Annotated in this window: 12 protein-coding genes; 6 read left to right on the top strand and 6 right to left on the bottom strand. The window is 73.1% G+C overall.

The features are described 5' to 3' along the window. Positions 1 to 69 precede the first annotated feature (69 nt). The gene (locus tag ACFVGS_RS27815; RefSeq protein ID WP_384414643.1) at positions 70 to 1,002 is read left to right on the top strand and encodes a LysR family transcriptional regulator; all 933 of its coding nucleotides are present in this window, start codon (positions 70 to 72) and stop codon (positions 1,000 to 1,002) included. Positions 1,003 to 1,210: 208 nt separating this feature from the next. Here ACFVGS_RS27815 and ACFVGS_RS27810 read toward each other — a convergent pair whose 3' ends face one another. Together ACFVGS_RS27810 and ACFVGS_RS27805 are read right to left on the bottom strand one after the other, a co-directional pair. After that, complete coding sequence (locus ACFVGS_RS27810; RefSeq protein WP_384414646.1) at positions 1,211 to 2,830, bottom strand: amidohydrolase; 1,620 nt, start codon at positions 2,828 to 2,830, stop codon at positions 1,211 to 1,213. A gap of 14 nt (positions 2,831 to 2,844) precedes the next feature. After that, a complete protein-coding gene (locus tag ACFVGS_RS27805) occupies positions 2,845 to 3,507 on the bottom strand; it encodes a TetR/AcrR family transcriptional regulator (protein WP_385694253.1) in 663 nt (220 codons plus the stop codon). A 71-nt stretch (positions 3,508 to 3,578) separates the two neighbouring features. Between ACFVGS_RS27805 and ACFVGS_RS27800 the strand changes: the two genes are divergently transcribed. After that, complete coding sequence (locus ACFVGS_RS27800; RefSeq protein ID WP_385694250.1) at positions 3,579 to 5,000, top strand: purine-cytosine permease family protein; 1,422 nt, start codon at positions 3,579 to 3,581, stop codon at positions 4,998 to 5,000. Here the strand turns inward: ACFVGS_RS27800 and ACFVGS_RS27795 are convergent. The 3 genes from ACFVGS_RS27795 to ACFVGS_RS27785 form a co-directional block, all read right to left on the bottom strand. Further along, a complete protein-coding gene (locus ACFVGS_RS27795; protein WP_384414655.1) occupies positions 4,990 to 5,673 on the bottom strand; it encodes a gamma-glutamyl-gamma-aminobutyrate hydrolase family protein in 684 nt (227 codons plus the stop codon). The genes ACFVGS_RS27800 and ACFVGS_RS27795 overlap by 11 nt on opposite strands. A 32-nt stretch (positions 5,674 to 5,705) precedes the next feature. After that, positions 5,706 to 7,154: an ethanolamine permease gene (eat, locus tag ACFVGS_RS27790; RefSeq protein ID WP_384414657.1), complete on the bottom strand. Its 1,449-nt coding sequence runs from the start codon at positions 7,152 to 7,154 to the stop codon at positions 5,706 to 5,708. A gap of 153 nt (positions 7,155 to 7,307) precedes the next feature. Then, the gene (locus ACFVGS_RS27785) at positions 7,308 to 8,036 is read right to left on the bottom strand and encodes a FadR/GntR family transcriptional regulator (protein ID WP_385694246.1); all 729 of its coding nucleotides are present in this window, start codon (positions 8,034 to 8,036) and stop codon (positions 7,308 to 7,310) included. Between the two features lie 78 nt (positions 8,037 to 8,114). Here ACFVGS_RS27785 and ACFVGS_RS27780 point away from each other — a divergent pair, with 78 nt between their 5' ends. From ACFVGS_RS27780 to ACFVGS_RS27765, 4 genes are all read left to right on the top strand, one after another. Next, positions 8,115 to 9,479: a glutamine synthetase family protein gene (locus ACFVGS_RS27780; protein ID WP_384414662.1), complete on the top strand. Its 1,365-nt coding sequence runs from the start codon at positions 8,115 to 8,117 to the stop codon at positions 9,477 to 9,479. 7 nt (positions 9,480 to 9,486) lie between these two features. After that, a complete protein-coding gene (locus tag ACFVGS_RS27775) occupies positions 9,487 to 10,851 on the top strand; it encodes an aldehyde dehydrogenase family protein (RefSeq protein WP_385694243.1) in 1,365 nt (454 codons plus the stop codon). Positions 10,852 to 10,856: 5 nt separating this feature from the next. Further along, positions 10,857 to 11,642 (top strand): 3-oxoacyl-ACP reductase, encoded by a 786-nt coding sequence (locus ACFVGS_RS27770; RefSeq protein ID WP_384414667.1) that lies wholly within the window; start codon positions 10,857 to 10,859, stop codon positions 11,640 to 11,642. A 159-nt stretch (positions 11,643 to 11,801) separates the two neighbouring features. After that, on the top strand, positions 11,802 to 13,067 hold the full coding sequence (locus ACFVGS_RS27765; protein WP_384414670.1) for an HAD family hydrolase: 1,266 nt from the start codon (positions 11,802 to 11,804) through the stop codon (positions 13,065 to 13,067). 11 nt (positions 13,068 to 13,078) lie between these two features. Here the strand turns inward: ACFVGS_RS27765 and ACFVGS_RS27760 are convergent, their stop codons facing one another. Further along, the gene (locus tag ACFVGS_RS27760) at positions 13,079 to 14,281 is read right to left on the bottom strand and encodes an amino acid deaminase/aldolase (protein ID WP_384414672.1); all 1,203 of its coding nucleotides are present in this window, start codon (positions 14,279 to 14,281) and stop codon (positions 13,079 to 13,081) included. Positions 14,282 to 14,805 lie beyond the last annotated feature (524 nt).

Raw genomic sequence — 14,805 nt, 5'->3', positions numbered from 1 at the left:
TCCCGACCTTCTCGCGGGCTCAGGGCCCCCACCAGGGGTGATGTGACTATGAGGGCATAAGCTGGCTTTATGAGCAGCGAGCCGAGTGACGTCGTCAGTCTTCTGTCCCACCGGGTCCCCGACCTCGGCGCGCTCGAACTGCTCCTCGCCGTCGCCCGGCACGGCAGCCTCGGACGGGCCGCACGCGAGGTCGGCATAACCCAGCCCGCGGCGAGCAGCCGCATCCGGTCGATGGAGCGGCAGCTCGGGGTGGCCCTGGTCGACCGGTCGCCCCGCGGGTCCCGGCTGACGGACGCGGGGGCGCTGGTCACGGACTGGGCGCGGCGCATCGTCGAGGCGGCCGAGGCCTTCGACGCGGGCGTGCAGGCGCTGCGCGGGCGGCGGGACTCGCGGCTGCGGGTCGCGGCCTCGATGACGATCGCCGAGTACCTGCTGCCGGGCTGGCTGATCGCGCTGCGGGCCGAGCGGCCCGACACCGCGGTGTCGCTGCTCGCGGGGAACTCGACGGTCGTCGCCGAGCGGCTGTTCGACGGTGAGGCCGATCTCGGGTTCGTGGAGGGGCTGGCCGTGCCGGAAGGGCTGGACGGGGCCGTCGTCGCCCACGACCGGCTCGCCGTCGTCACCGCCCCCTCGCATCCCTGGGCGCGGCGCGGGCGGGCGCTCGATCCGGCGGAGCTGGCGGCCACGCCGTTGGTGCTGCGGGAGCGGGGATCGGGGACGCGGCAGGTGCTGGACGCGGCGCTGGCGGGGTACGGGGGGCTGGCGCAGCCGCTGCTGGAGCTGGCGTCGACGACGGCGGTGAAGGCGGCGGCGGTGAGCGGGGCGGGGCCGGCCGTGCTGAGCGAGCTGGCGGTGGCCGAGGAGCTGGCCTCGCGGCGGCTGGTCGCCGTGCCGGTCGCGGGGGTGCTGCTGCGGCGGGATCTGCGGGCGGTGTGGCCGGCGGGGCATCGGCCTACGGGGCCGGCTCGGGATCTGTTGTCGTTGACGCGTAGTGGGGGGTGACCCTGGGTGCGGCCTGCCGCGCCCGTGGGTGGGCAGGCCGGTGGTGGTGCCGCGGGGGCCGTTCCGGGGCCCGCGTTCGGGACTGCATGATTTACGGCGCGGAGCTGGTCCCTGGTGTGGTGAACGGCCCTTGTTCCGCGCCACAAATCACGCGTCACGTCCCGAACGCGGGCCCCTCCACGGCCCCCGCTCCCCTTTGTCCGTCTTCTCAGGCCGTCTCCTCCGCGCGATGCGTGATTCGTCCGTCCACTGTCGTCAGCACGATCGGGAGCTGCGGCAGTTCCGTCGCCGGCGTTCGCAGGGGGTTTTCCGCCAGTACCGTCAGGTCCGCGCGGTGGCCCGGGGTCAGGCGGCCCGCCTCGTGTTCCTCGCTTGCCGCGAAGGCCGCGTTGACCGTCATGCCGCGCAGGGCCTCCAGCGGCGTCAGGGCCTGTTCGGGGCCGTGCGGCGGCTGGGTCAGGTCGCGGGTGGGGCGGCGGTGGCGGGCGCCCGCCATGACGGTGAGCGGCGGGAACGGGGCGATCGGCCAGTCCGAGCCGAGGACCACGGTCGCCCCGGAGTCCCACAGGTCGCGGCAGCGCCAGGCGCGGGAGGCGCGTTCCTCGCCCAGTCGGCGGGACCAGTTGTCGGTGTGGTCGGCGCGCGTGAAGTCGCAGCAGTGGGTGGGCTGCATCGAGGCGATGACGCCCAACTCGGCGAAGCGGTGCAGCGTGTCGTCCGGGACCGTCTCGATGTGTTCGATGCGGTGCCGGACCGTGCTCCGGTGCTTCTCGATCGCGTCCAGGGCGTGGCGTACCGCCGCGTCGCCGATCGCGTGGGTGGCGGTCGGGACTCCGGCGCGGGCCAGCTCGCCGATCACATGGGTGTAGGCCGCCGGGTCCGGCCAGAACGCGTGGGTCGACTCGCCGTGGCAGTCGGGGCGCTCCAGCCAGGCCGTGCCGTTGTCGATGGTGCCGTCCATGAAGAGCTTGACGCCGTCCACGCGCCACAGGCGGCCCCGTGCCTGCTGGAGTTCGATCAGCTCCCGTACGCCGTCCGCGTCGGTTCCGGGCTGGCACCAGGGCGCCACGCGGAGGCGGAGCGGAAGTTCCCCTGCCTCGTCGAGTTCGGAGAGGAGGGTGAGGCTCTCGCCGTTGGCGTCCATGACGTGGGCGCCGGTCAGGCCCGCCGCGGCCATGGCGCGGAGGGCCTTGGACAGACGGTCGCGGCGTTCGGCGTGGGTGGGCCGCGGTGCCACGCGTTCGACCAGTTCGCAGGCGGCGTCTTCCTGGAGCAGGCCGGTGGGACGGCCTCGTTCGTCGCAGACGACCTCGGCGGAGGCCTGGTCGAAGACGCGGGGGCCGTCGACGCCGGCGAGTTCCAGGGCGCGGCGGCTGGCGAGCGCGGAGTGGGCGTCGAAGAGCAGGAGGAAGGCCGGGACGCCGTCGAGGACGGTGTCGAAGGGGGCGACGGAGACGGGTTCGCCCCCGAAGACGTTGGGGTCGAGGCCCCAGGCGAAGAGCCAGTCGCCGCGGCCGAGGCGCCGTGTCTCCGTGGAGAGCGCGGCGCGGACGTCGTTCAGGTCGGTGCAGGGGGACAGGTCGAGGCCGTGGGTGAGTTCGGCGCCGCTGACGGGGTGGAGGTGGCCGTCGACCAGGCCGGTGGTCACCACGGCGCCCTTGAGGTCGATCACCTCGGTGTCGCCGGTGGCCAGGGCCCGGATCTCCCTGTCGTCACCGAGGGCGGCGATCCGTCCGGTCCCGGACACGGCCAGCGCCGTCTCCGGCAGGAAGGTGCCGGTGCCGGGGTCGAGCAGCCGGGCGGAGGACAGGACGAGTCGGGTGCGCACACGGGCTCCTGGGGTCACTGGGGGAGGAGAGGGGTGGGGAGGGACCGCGCCGCTCGGTCCAGCGTGCCGGGGGGCAGGTCCAGTTCGCGTTCGGCCGTGGTCACCGCCATCCGCCGTACCGCCTCGGGGCGGTTCTCGCGGGCCGTGTTGGCGTGGGCGCCCAGGCCGTCGAGGACGACGAGGATCTGGATCGCGGTCACGCGCGGGTCCGGCGTGCGGAACTCGCCGCTCGCCACGCCGTCGCGGAGGAGGCCTTCCAGTCGTTCGTCGTTCGCCAGTTCCTGCTCGTGGACCCGCTCCTGGAGGAGCGGGCGGTAGCGGCTGAGGTGGCGGGCGTTGATCCAGAGGCGGCTGATGTCGTCGTAGGCCTCGCCCTGTGAGAGCGCGAAATAGCGCGCGAGGTACTGGGTGGGCGTTCCGTCGGGGCGGTCGGCCGGGAGCAGGGCGTCGAGTTCGGCGGTGGCGGCGGTGCCGAAGGCCTCGGCCACCAGGTTCTCCGCCGAGGGGAAGTAGTGGCTGATCAGACCAGGGCGTACGTCGAGCTCCTCGGCGATGCGCCGGAGGGTCACGCACTCCAGGCCCTCGCCGAGGGCGACGGCCGCGGCCGCCTCGACGATCTCCGCCCGGCGGGCCTCGGGGGACTTGCGAACTCGTTTGCGCTGGACGCTTGACGACATGGGGGCGATGCTATTGAGTGTGCGACCAATAAGCAACCAGGTGTGCACGACACGCTCTCCCGGAGGGCCGCATGGCATTCAGCACCCCCGCTTCGAGACCCCGGTCCACCACGGCCCCCGACAGTGACCGGCCCACGCGGATCGAGTCCCACGGCATCGACCACATCCCCGACGAGGAGCGGTACGGACATCCGCGCGAGCTCTTCTCCGTCTGGGCCGCCGCCAACGTCAACTACCTGAGCCTGGTGATCGGCGGCGCTCTCGTCCTGATGGGCCTCAGCCTCGCCCAGGCCTTCGTGGTGATCGTGGTCGGCAATCTCTTCTGGCTGCTCACGGGCGTGCTGGCGATGTCGGGACCCGCGGCGGGAGCGCCCAGCGAGGTGATCACCCGGGCCATGTACGGCGTGCGCGGCAACCGCGTGAACAACGCCGTGACCGGGTGGATGATCTCCGTCTGCTACTTCGCGCTCAACCTGGCGGCGGCGGCCGGCGCCGCGTTCGCCCTGGTCGAGAAGACCGGGCTCGAAGCCTCGACGCCGGTGAAGATCGTCGTCGTCCTCGTCGTCGCGGCCGTCACGCTCACCATCGGCGTGTACGGACACGGCCTCATCGTGCGGCTCTACCTGCCCATCACCATCGCCCTGACCGCCGTCTTCGGCGTCGTCGCCTATGTCGTGCTGCTGAAGGCAGACTTCGGCTACGGGCCCGAGGTCTCGCTGAGCGGAGTGGACCTGTGGGCCACGGTGATCGCGGGCGTCACGCTCATCGCGGCCGGCCCGCTGTCGTACACCACCAGCGCCGACTTCTCCCGCTACCTTCCCGCCACGGCCTCGGCGAAGGCGGTCGTCGGCTGGACCGCCCTCGGCGGGTTCCTGCCCAGCGTCGCGGTCTGCTCGGTCGGCGCCCTCGCCGCCACCGTCGTCGACATGACCGATCCGCAGACCGCGCTCGAGTCGATGCTGCCGGGCTGGTTCGGGCCCGTGTTCCTGCTCGCCCTGGTGCTCGGCACCGTCGCGATCAACGCGATGACCGCGTACAGCGCCGGCCTCGCCCTCCAGGCGGTGGGCCTGCGCATCCGCCGCTCCCGCAGCGTCCTCGTCGACGGCGCGGTGGCGGTGGCCCTGACCCTGTACGCGCTGCTGGTGTCCGACTTCCTGGACACCGTCAGCAACGTCCTCCAGCTGACCGTCGTCCTGCTCGGTCCGGCCATGACCGTGTACGCGGTGGATATCTGGCTGCGCCGCAACCGGTACGACGGCGCCGCCCTCATGGACGAGAGCCCGGCGAGCCCCTTCTGGTACGCGGCGGGCTTCAGTCCCGCCGGTGCCGTCGCGGTGCTCGGCGGCGGTGCCGTGGCGGCGCTGTGCGTCGACACCGCCTACACCGGCCCGATCGCCCGGGCCCTCGGCGGTGTCGACCTCGCCATGCCCGTGGGCATGCTCCTCGCCGGGCTGCTGTACGCCCTCCTGTCGCGCGGGCGGATCAGCGCCTGACGGCCGCCGCCACGAGGGCCCGCATCACCCGCAGGTCCTCGCCCATCTCCGGGTGCCACTGGACGCCCAGCGCCCAGGCGGGGGAGGGGAGTTCGATCGCCTCGACCGTGCCGTCCGCGGCGTGGGCCGAGGCGATCAGGTTCTTGCCGAGGACCTCCACGCACTGGTGGTGGTACGTGGGGACGTCGGTCCGCTCCGGGACCAGGGCGGCGTAGCGGGTGCCGGGCACCGGGGAGACCGGGTGCCGGCCCATCACGCCGACCGCCTCCGTGTGCCCGTCCAGGTGCTGGACGAGGGTGCCGCCGAGCGCCACGTTCAGGAGCTGCATGCCGCGGCAGATCCCCAGGAGCGGTGTGCCGGCGTCGAGGGCCGCCTCGATCAGCGCCAGCTCCCAGGCGTCCCGGGCCGGGGCGGGCGGGCCGGTACGCGGGTCGGGCTCGGCCCCGTACCGCACCGGCTCGACGTCCGCGCCGCCCGCGATCACGAGCCCGTCCAGGCGCGCCACCGTCTCCGCCGCCACGGACGGGTCGTCCGGCGGCAGCATGGCCGGCAGGCCGCCGCTCCGCTGGACCAGGCGCGGGTACGCGGCCGGGAGCAGCGCCGCGGGCAGGTCCCACACGCCCCAGCGGGCCTGGTCCAGATAGGTCGTCACGCCGATGAGCGGCTTGGGCACGGGTTCCTCCGGGGTCGGGAAGGGGGGAGCGGTCAGCGTTCGAGTTCCGCCTCGGCCGCGGCGAGCGCCGCGAACTCCTCCTCGGGCGCGCTCGCCACCAGGTGGTGGCGACTGTAGAACGCGAAGTAGGCCAGCGCGATCACGTACACGGCGAGGGCGATGAAGGCCGCGTCCTTGTCCACCAGGAAGGTCGCCACGAGCGCCGAGAGGGCGAGGACGAAGGCGGCCGAGGAGGTCACGACGCCGCCCGGAGTGCGGTACGGGCGGGCCAGGCCCGGCTCCCGGCGGCGCAGCACGATGTGGGAGAGCGCCATCAGGGCGTACGAGATGGTGGCGCCGAACACCGCGATGTTCAGCATCCGCGCCCCGTTCCCGGTGCCGGCGGCGAGCGCGAACCCGATGGCGCCGGGGATCAGCAGGCCGAGGTAGGGCGACTTGCGGCGGCTGGTGAGCGAGAGGAAGCGGGGCAGGTAGCCGGCCCGGGACAGCGCGAACAGCTGGCGCGAGCCCGCGTAGATGAGGGAGAAGAAGGAGGCGACCAGGCCCGCGAGCCCCGCGTAGTTGACGAAGCGGCTGAGCGCGGTGGGCTCTCCGTCGCCCTGCAGCGCCACCACCAGCGGGTTTCCGGCCTCCTGGACGGCCGCGGAGCCGCGGGCGCCGGTGGCCGCGAAGAAGGTCACCACGGCGAGGACCACCAGGATGCCCATGGACAGGGCGAGCGCCCTGGGCATGGAGCGCACCGGGTCCTTGGCCTCCTCGGCGGCCAGCGGCACGCCCTCGACACCCAGGAAGAACCACATGCCGAACGGGAACGCCGCCCAGATGCCCAGGAGGCCGAACGGCAGCCAGGAGTTCGCTCCGGTGGCGTTCGCGTCGACCGGGATGTCGTTCAGGCCGTCCACGTGGAAGTCGCTGAGCGCGCCGAGCGCGAAGACGAGCAGCGCGGCCACGGCGACGGCGGTGACGATCAGGCTGAAGCGCAGTGCCTCGCCCACGCCCCACAGGTGGATGCCGATGAAGAGCGCGAAGCAGACCAGATAGACCGGCCAGCCCGACTCCAGGCCGAACAGGCCGAGCGACTCGACGTAGTCGCCGATGAAGATGGAGATGGCGGCCGGCGCGAGCACGTACTCGATGAGGATGGCGGTGCCGGTGAGGAAGCCGCCCCAGGTGCCGAGCGCGCGCCGGGCGAAGCCGTAGCCGCCGCCCGCGGTGGGCAGGATGGCGGACAGCTCGGCGAGCGAGAACACCAGACAGGCGTACATGGCGCCCATGAGGACCGTCGCGATCGCGAGACCGCCGAAGCCGCCCTTGGACAGGCCGATGTTCCAGCCGGAGAAGTCGCCGGAGACGACGTACGCGACGCCGAGCCCGGTCAGCAGCAGCCAGCCCGCGCTGCCGCGGCGCAGGGTGCGCCGCTCGAGGTAGTCGTCGGGGGCGGTGGTCTTTCCTGTGGTGCCTGAAGTGTCTTCCAGCGTCATGGCAGCGCTCAGCTCCCCGCTACGGGCCCAATGGATTGGTGCCATACCTTTGCGGCCGTCAGGCGGGGAGCGCAAGTCCCGTGCGTTACTTTCGGGTTACGCGCGGCTTCCGGAGCGCGCGGGACTCGCCGGGAGCGCGAGCGGGCGCCGCCCTCAGGTGAGGAAGCCGCGCAGCAGCGCCGCCGTGCCCGCGCAGTGCTCCCGCATCACCTCGCGCGCCGCGTCCGCGTCCCCGTCGAGCACCGCCTCCACCAGCGCGGTGTGCTGGTGCTGCGAGTGCTCCAGGTTGCGCACCAGCAGCGGGATGCCGTCCAGGAGGTCGTTGACCGTCGCCCGCACCGCTGCGTACTGCGCGGTCAGCGTCGGCGAGCCGGACAGCTCCGCGAGCGTCAGATGGAGCAGGGTGTCCTGGCGCCGGTAGTCGCCGAGCGGCGCGTCGTGCGTCGCCGCCAGCGCGGCGCGGAGGCGCTCCGCACCCTCGTCGTCCAGGCCGTGCGCCGCGCACAGCCCGGCGGCGCCGACCTCCAGGACCTCGCGGAAGCGCAGGGTGTCCTCCATGTCGACGGCGGCGATCCGGCGGCGCAGCTCGGCCTCGTCGGCGGTCTGCGGCCGGTGCAGCACGAACGTTCCGCCGTACCGCCCGCGCCGGCTCTCCACCAGGCCCTGCTCCTGGAGCACTTTCAGGACCTCGCGCAGCGTGACCCGGCTGATCCCCATCCGGTCGGCGAGCTCCCGCTCGGCCGGAAGCCGCTCCCCGCCGGGCACCAGGCCGAGCCGTACGACCTGCAGGATCTGCTCCAGGGCCTCCTCGAAACCGTTGCCCGCGCGCACCGGTCGCAGCACGGGCGTCAGCCGGTCCGCCGATTCACTCGTACTGGCCACGTCGTCGTTTCCCCTTCCCAAGCAATGGTTCTTGGCAATACCTTATGGCTCCCGGCAGGCCGAAGGAGGAGTAATCCCGTGGCAGACCGCACACCCCCGCTCACCGTCGACGAGCTCCGCACGCTCGTCGCGAGCGGTGAGATCGACACCGTCGTCCTGGCCTTCCCCGACATGCAGGGCCGGCTCCAGGGCAAGCGGTTCGCCGCACCGTTCTTCCTCGACGAGGTGCTCGACCACGGCACCGAGGGCTGCAACTATCTTCTGGCCGTCGACACCGAGATGAACACCGTCGACGGCTACGAGATGTCGTCCTGGGACCGCGGCTACGGCGACTTCGCCATGCGCCCCGACCTCTCCACCCTGCGCCGCGTGCCCTGGAACGAGGGCACCGCCATGGTGACCGCCGACCTCGTCTGGAACGACGGCAGCCCCGTCGTCGCCGCCCCGCGCCAGATCCTGCGCCACCAGCTCGACCGGCTCGCCGCCCACGGCTACACCGCCCACGTCGGCACCGAGCTCGAGTTCATCGTCTTCAAGGACACCTACGAACAGGCCTGGGACGCCAACTACCGCGGACTGACCCCGGTGAACCAGTACAACATCGACTACTCGGTGCTCGGCACCGGTCGCGTCGAGCCCCTGCTGCGCCGCATCCGCAACGAGATGGCCGCCGCCGGACTCACCGTCGAGTCCGCCAAGGGCGAGTGCAACCCCGGCCAGCACGAGATCGCCTTCAGGTACGACGAGGCCCTGGTCACCTGCGACCAGCACGCCGTCTACAAGACCGGCGCCAAGGAGATCGCCGCCCAGGAGGGCTGCTCGCTCACCTTCATGGCCAAGTACAACGAGCGCGAGGGCAACTCCTGTCACATCCACCTGTCGCTGCAGGACGCCGACGGCGTCAACGTGATGGCGGGCGACGGACCGGACGGCATGTCCGACGTCATGCGGCACTTCCTCGCCGGACAGCTCGCCGCCCTGCGGGACTTCTCCCTGCTCCTCGCCCCCAACATCAACTCCTACAAGCGCTTCCAGCCCGGCTCCTTCGCCCCCACCGCCGTCGCCTGGGGCCACGACAACCGGACCTGCGCGCTGCGGATCGTCGGCCACGGCCGCTCCACCCGCTTCGAGAACCGGGTGCCCGGCGGCGACGTCAACCCGTACCTCGCCGTCGCCGCCCTCGTCGCCGCCGGCCTGTACGGCATCGAGCAGCGCCTCGAACTCCCGCCCGCCTGCACCGGCAACGCCTACACCGCCGACTACGCGCACGTCCCCACCACCCTGCGCGAGGCCGCCGAGCTCTGGGAGAACAGCGAGATCGCCAAGGCCGCCTTCGGCGCCGAGGTCGTCGCCCACTACCGCAACATGGCGCGCGTCGAACTCGACGCCTTCGACGCCGCCGTCACCGACTGGGAACTGCGCCGCTCCTTCGAACGCATGTGAGGAACCCTTGCTCCAGGTACTGAACCCGGCGACCGAGGAGGTCGTCGCGACCGTCCCCGCCGCCACCCCGGCCGACGTCGACGCCGCCGTCACCCGCGCCGCCGCCGCCCAGCGGGCCTGGGCCGCGGTCGCCCCCGCCGACCGGGCCCGCGCGCTGCGCCGCTTCGCCGCAGTCGTCGACGCCCACGTCGAGGAACTCGCCCTCCTGGAGGTCCGCGAGGCCGGCCACACCCTCGGCAACGCCCGCTGGGAAGCCGGCAACGTCCGCGACCTGCTCGACTACGCGGCCGGGGGAGTCGAGCGCCTCAACGGCCGGCAGATCCCCGTCCCCGGCGGCCTCGACATCACCGTCCTCGAACCCCTCGGCGTCGTCGGCGTCATCGCGCCCTGGAACTTCCCCATGCCGATCGCCGCCTGGGCCACCGCACCCGCCCTCGCCGCCGGCAACGCCGTGGTCCTCAAGCCCGCCGAGACCACCCCGCTCACCGCGCTGCGCCTCGCCGAACTCGCCCTGGAAGCCGGACTGCCCGAGCACCTCTTCCAGGTCCTGCCCGGCGAGGGCCCGGTCGCCGGCGCCGCGCTCGTCGACCACCCCGGCGTCGCCAAGGTCGTCTTCACCGGCTCCACCCGCGTCGGCAAGCAGATCATGGCCAGGGCCGCCGACCAGGTGAAGCGGGTCACCCTCGAACTCGGCGGCAAGAGCCCCAACATCGTCTTCGCCGACGCGGACCTGGAGGCCGCCGCGGCCGCCGCCCCCATGGCCTTCCTCGACAACAGCGGCCAGGACTGCTGCGCCCGCACCCGCATTCTCGTCCAGCGTCCGGTCTACGACCGCTTCCTGGAGCTCCTCACCCCCGCCATCGAGGAGATCGTCGTCGGCGACCCCCTCGACGAGCGCACCCAGATGGGCCCGCTCATCTCCCGCGCCCAGCTCGACCGCGTACGGGCGTACGTCACGGACGCCGCCGAGCACGGAGAAGCCGTCCGCGGCAAGGCCCCCGAACGCCCCGGCTTCTGGTTCCCGCCGACCCTCCTCACCGGCGTCCCCGAGGACGCGCCCTGCGCCGTCGAGGAGATCTTCGGGCCCGTCGCCGTCGTCCTGCCCTTCGAGGACGAGGCCGACGCGATCCGGCTCGCCAACGCCACGCCGTACGGCCTCTCCGGCTCCATCTGGACCCGCGACATCGGCCGCGCGCTGCGCGCCTCGCGCGCCGTCCGGGCCGGCAACCTCTCCGTCAACTCCCACTCCAGCGTCCGCTACTGGACCCCCTTCGGCGGCTTCGGCCAGTCCGGCCTCGGCCGGGAGCTGGGCCCCGACGCCCTGACCGCCTTCACCGAAACCAAGAACGTCTTCATCAGCACGGAGGCCTGAACCGCATGACTACTGAAGCCACCATCTGCCGCCGGCTCGTCGGCCGCACCGCCGTCATCACCGGCGCCGGCAGCGGCATCGGCCTCGCCGCCGCCCGCCGGCTCGCCTCCGAGGGCGCCCACGTGGTCTGCGGCGACATCGACGAGCGGGCCGGCAAGGCCGCCGCCGAAGAGGTCGGCGGCACCTTCGTGAAGGTCGACGTCACCGACCCGGAAGAGGTCGAGAACCTCTTCAAGGTCGCCTTCGACACCTACGGCTCCGTCGACATCGCCTTCAACAACGCCGGCATCTCCCCGCCCGACGACGACTCCATCCTGGAGACCGGCCTGGAGGCCTGGAAGCGCGTCCAGGACGTCAACCTGACCTCCGTCTACCTGTGCTGCAAGGCCGCCCTGCCGTACATGCGGCGCCAGGGCAGGGGCTCCATCATCAACACCGCGTCCTTCGTCGCCATCATGGGCGCGGCCACCAGCCAGATCTCGTACACCGCCTCCAAGGGCGGCGTGCTCGCCATGTCCCGCGAACTCGGCGTCCAGTTCGCGAGGGAGGGCATCCGGGTCAACGCCCTGTGCCCGGGCCCGGTCAACACCCCGCTCCTCCAGGAACTGTTCGCCAAGGACCCCGAGCGCGCCGCGCGCCGCCTGGTGCACATCCCGGTCGGCCGCTTCGCCGAGGCGGAGGAGATCGCCGCCGCGGTCGCGTTCCTCGCGAGCGACGACTCCTCCTTCGTCAACGCCACCGACTTCCTCGTCGACGGCGGCATCTCCGGCGCGTACGTGACGCCGCTGTAGAACGGGCGCGTACGTACGCCGTCGTGGAAGGCGCGTACGCGCCGCCGCCGTAGAACACCGCGCCGGACCTTCCCACCGCCGCCACCCATCCCCACCCCCACCCCACGCAGCCGGGCGTCGCAAGGCGCCCGGCTGTCGTGCGTCAAGAGAGGTGTGATCATGACCAGCAGGCTCCGCACCCACGCCGCCGCGGCCGCCCTCGCCGTCGCCGCGACCGCGCTCCTCCCGGCCACGGACGCCACGGCCGGCCCCCGCCCCTGCCCCACGCTGAACGTCTCCGACGGCTGGCACGGCGACAACAAGGCCCGCATCGAGCGCCTGATAGCCGACCACTGTCAGGACGAGCAGGACAAGGGCACCAAGACGCCGAAGCCCCTCGCCGTCTTCGACTGGGACAACACCGTCATCAAGAACGACGTCGGCGACGCCACCCTCTACTGGCTGCTCCGCAACGACCGCATCCGGCCCCCGCGCCACGGCGACTGGGCCGCCACCAGCCGCTGGCTCACCCCCGAGGCCGCCACCGCCCTCGCCGGCGCCTGCCCCACGGGCGTGCGCACCCTGCCGACCTCCACCGACACGCGCTGCGCCGACGAGATCCTCGCCGTGTACGGGACGGGCGCCACGAGCACGGGCAGGACCGCGTTCGCCGGCTACGACCACCGCCGCATGGAACCCCAGTACGCCTGGCTCGCCCAGCTCCTGCACGGCTGGACCGCCCGCGAGGTCCGGTCCTTCGCGGCCGCGGCCCGCGCCGAGAACCTCGCCGCACCGCAGGGCGCCACCCAGCAGGTCGGCACCGCCCGGGTCACCGGCTGGGTGCGTCACTACGAGCAGCAGCGCGACCTGATCCGGGTGCTCCGGGACGCCGGCTTCGACGTGTGGATCGTCTCCGCCTCGCCCGAGCCCGTCGTCGACGTCTGGGCCCGGGGCGTCGGCATCGACCCCTCCCACGCCATCGGCATCCGCAACACCACCGAGCACGGCCGCCTCACCAGCCACCTCCAGGGCTGCGGAAGTGTCCACGACGGCGAGGACCGGATGATCACCTACATCGACGGCAAGCGCTGCTGGATCAACCAGGAGATCCTCGGCGTCCACGGCCCCGCCGCCGAGCGCGTCCAGCCGGCCGGCCGCCGCCAGGTCCTCGCCGCGGGCGACTCCGACACCGACGTCTCCTTCCTGCGCGACGCCACCGGCCTCCGGCTCGTCCTCAACCGCAACAAGACCGAACTGATGTGCCGCGCCTACGACAACGCCGACGGCCGATGGATCGTCAACCCCATGTTCATCGACCCGAAGAAGCAGCGAAGCACGCCGTACCCCTGCGCCACCACCGGCTACACCGCCGCCGACGGCACGGCGGAACCGGTCAGGAGGGCTGACGGCAGCGTCGTACCGGACCAGCGGGACACCGTCTTCTGACCCTGGACCTCCTAGAGGAAGGTCCGCCCCTCGCCCCGGTACGTGGGGACGGCGGCCGTGACCCGGTCGCCCTCCACCAGGTGCAGCGTGTCGAAGCGCTCGCACAGCTCGCCGGCCTTCGCGTGGCGGAACCAGACCTTGTCGCCGATGCGGAGGTCGTCGGCGGGCGAGCCGAGCAGCGGGGTCTGGACCTCGCCCGGGCCCTCCTGCGGGTCGTAACGCAGCCCCTCGGGCAGGTACGGGACGGGAAGCCGGTCCCGTCCGGCGACGCCGGACGCGGGATAGCCGCCGCCGAGGACCGTCACCACGCCCACGCCGGGGCGGCGCACGACGGGCAGGGCGAAGAGGGCGGCGGGGCGCCCCGAGAACGAGGTGTAGTTGTCGAAGAGCCGCGGCACGTAGAGCCCCGAGCCCGCCGCGATCTCCGTCACCGCGTCCTCGGCGGCCGTGTGCTGCACGCTGCCCGTGCCGCCGCCGTTCACGAACTCCAGCTCCGGCGCCACCGCGCGCACGGCACGGACCACCGCCGCCCGGCGCGCCGCCAGCTCCCTGCGGGCCGCCGACTGCATCAGGCGGATCGCCCGCGAGCGCACCGGCCGGCCCGCCACCGCGTCCCCGACGCCGGCCACGTGGCCCTCGTACGCCATGAGGCCCACCAGCCGGAAACCGGGCCGGCGGGCGACCGAGCGGGCGAGATCGGCCAGCTCGGCGGGCTCGCGGAGCGGCGAGCGCCGGGCCCCGATCCGCACCCGGCCGCCCAGCAGGTGCAGCGAGGTGTCCAGCTCCAGACAGACCCGGACCTCCTCCCTGCCGCCCGCCCGCGAGGCCTCGATCAGATCGAGCTGGGCCACGTCGTCGACCATCACGGTCACCGCGCCGGCCAGCTTCGCGTCGCCCGCGAGCTCGGCGAAGGCGGCCCGGTCGGCCGACGGATAGGCCAGCAGCACGTCCTCGAACCCGGCCCTGGCGAGCCACAGCGACTCGGCGAGCGTGAACGACATCACGCCCGCGAACCCGTCCCGTGCCAGCACCCGCTCCAGGAGGGCCCGGCACCGCACCGACTTGCTGGCGACCCGGACCGGCTTGCCCCCGGCCCTGCGGACCAGATCGTCGGCGTTCGCGTCGAAGGCCTCCAGGTCGACGAGGGCGACCGGCGCGTCGAGGTGGGAGGTGGCCCGGTCGTACCGGGCGCGGTCGGCGGCACGGGGAGTCATGGGCCGAGCTTGCCAGACGGGTTTACGGGTGGGTAGCCCCTGGGTTCCCGCACCAGGGGGAACAGACCGTAGAGTGGCGGCCATTGCTTTCACGGAACGACCAGGGGGACGGGGATGAGCACCGAGCCGCAGCGCCCGATGTCCCGCATCACCGAAGCCCTCCTCCCTCCGGAGCCCGTCACACCGCCGCCGCACCACCGCCTCCCGACCCCTGCCGAGCAGGCCCCGCCGAACGCCTCACCGCAGCCGACGCGCGGGCCAGGGACGCCCTCCCCGGCTGCCGATCTCCCGCGTCCGACAGCCTCGCCGCAGCCGGCGCCCGGGCCCGGGCCCGGGGCGGCTTCCCTGACGCAGGCCACGCCGGGCACGCGGGCGTCTTCCTCCCGTGGCGCCGCGGCGCCAGGCGCCTCGCGGCCCTCCGCGCCCGTGCCTCCGGCCGAGCGTCCCGTGTCCCGTATCACCGAGGCCCTGCTGCCCCCGGAGCCTCCGGTGCCGTCGGCTTCCACGGCTCCGGTGCCGGCGGC

It is taken from the genome of Streptomyces sp. NPDC127114, from assembly GCF_042677525.1.
Classification (GTDB): Bacteria; Actinomycetota; Actinomycetes; order Streptomycetales; family Streptomycetaceae; genus Streptomyces.
This window is presented reverse-complemented; position numbering and strand designations above follow the sequence as displayed.

Bases quoted from the DNA above. Each gene is read 5' to 3' on its own strand.
- ACFVGS_RS27815 (WP_384414643.1), top strand. From the start codon at position 70: ATGAGCAGCGAGCCGAGTGACGTCGTCAGTCTTCTGTCCCACCGGGTC.
- ACFVGS_RS27805 (WP_385694253.1), bottom strand. From the start codon at position 3,507: ATGTCGTCAAGCGTCCAGCGCAAACGAGTTCGCAAGTCCCCCGAGGCC.
- eat (WP_384414657.1), bottom strand. From the start codon at position 7,154: ATGACGCTGGAAGACACTTCAGGCACCACAGGAAAGACCACCGCCCCC.
- ACFVGS_RS27765 (WP_384414670.1), top strand. From the start codon at position 11,802: ATGACCAGCAGGCTCCGCACCCACGCCGCCGCGGCCGCCCTCGCCGTC.
- ACFVGS_RS27760 (WP_384414672.1), bottom strand. From the start codon at position 14,281: ATGACTCCCCGTGCCGCCGACCGCGCCCGGTACGACCGGGCCACCTCC.
- ACFVGS_RS27800 (WP_385694250.1), top strand. From the start codon at position 3,579: ATGGCATTCAGCACCCCCGCTTCGAGACCCCGGTCCACCACGGCCCCC.
- ACFVGS_RS27770 (WP_384414667.1), top strand. From the start codon at position 10,857: ATGACTACTGAAGCCACCATCTGCCGCCGGCTCGTCGGCCGCACCGCC.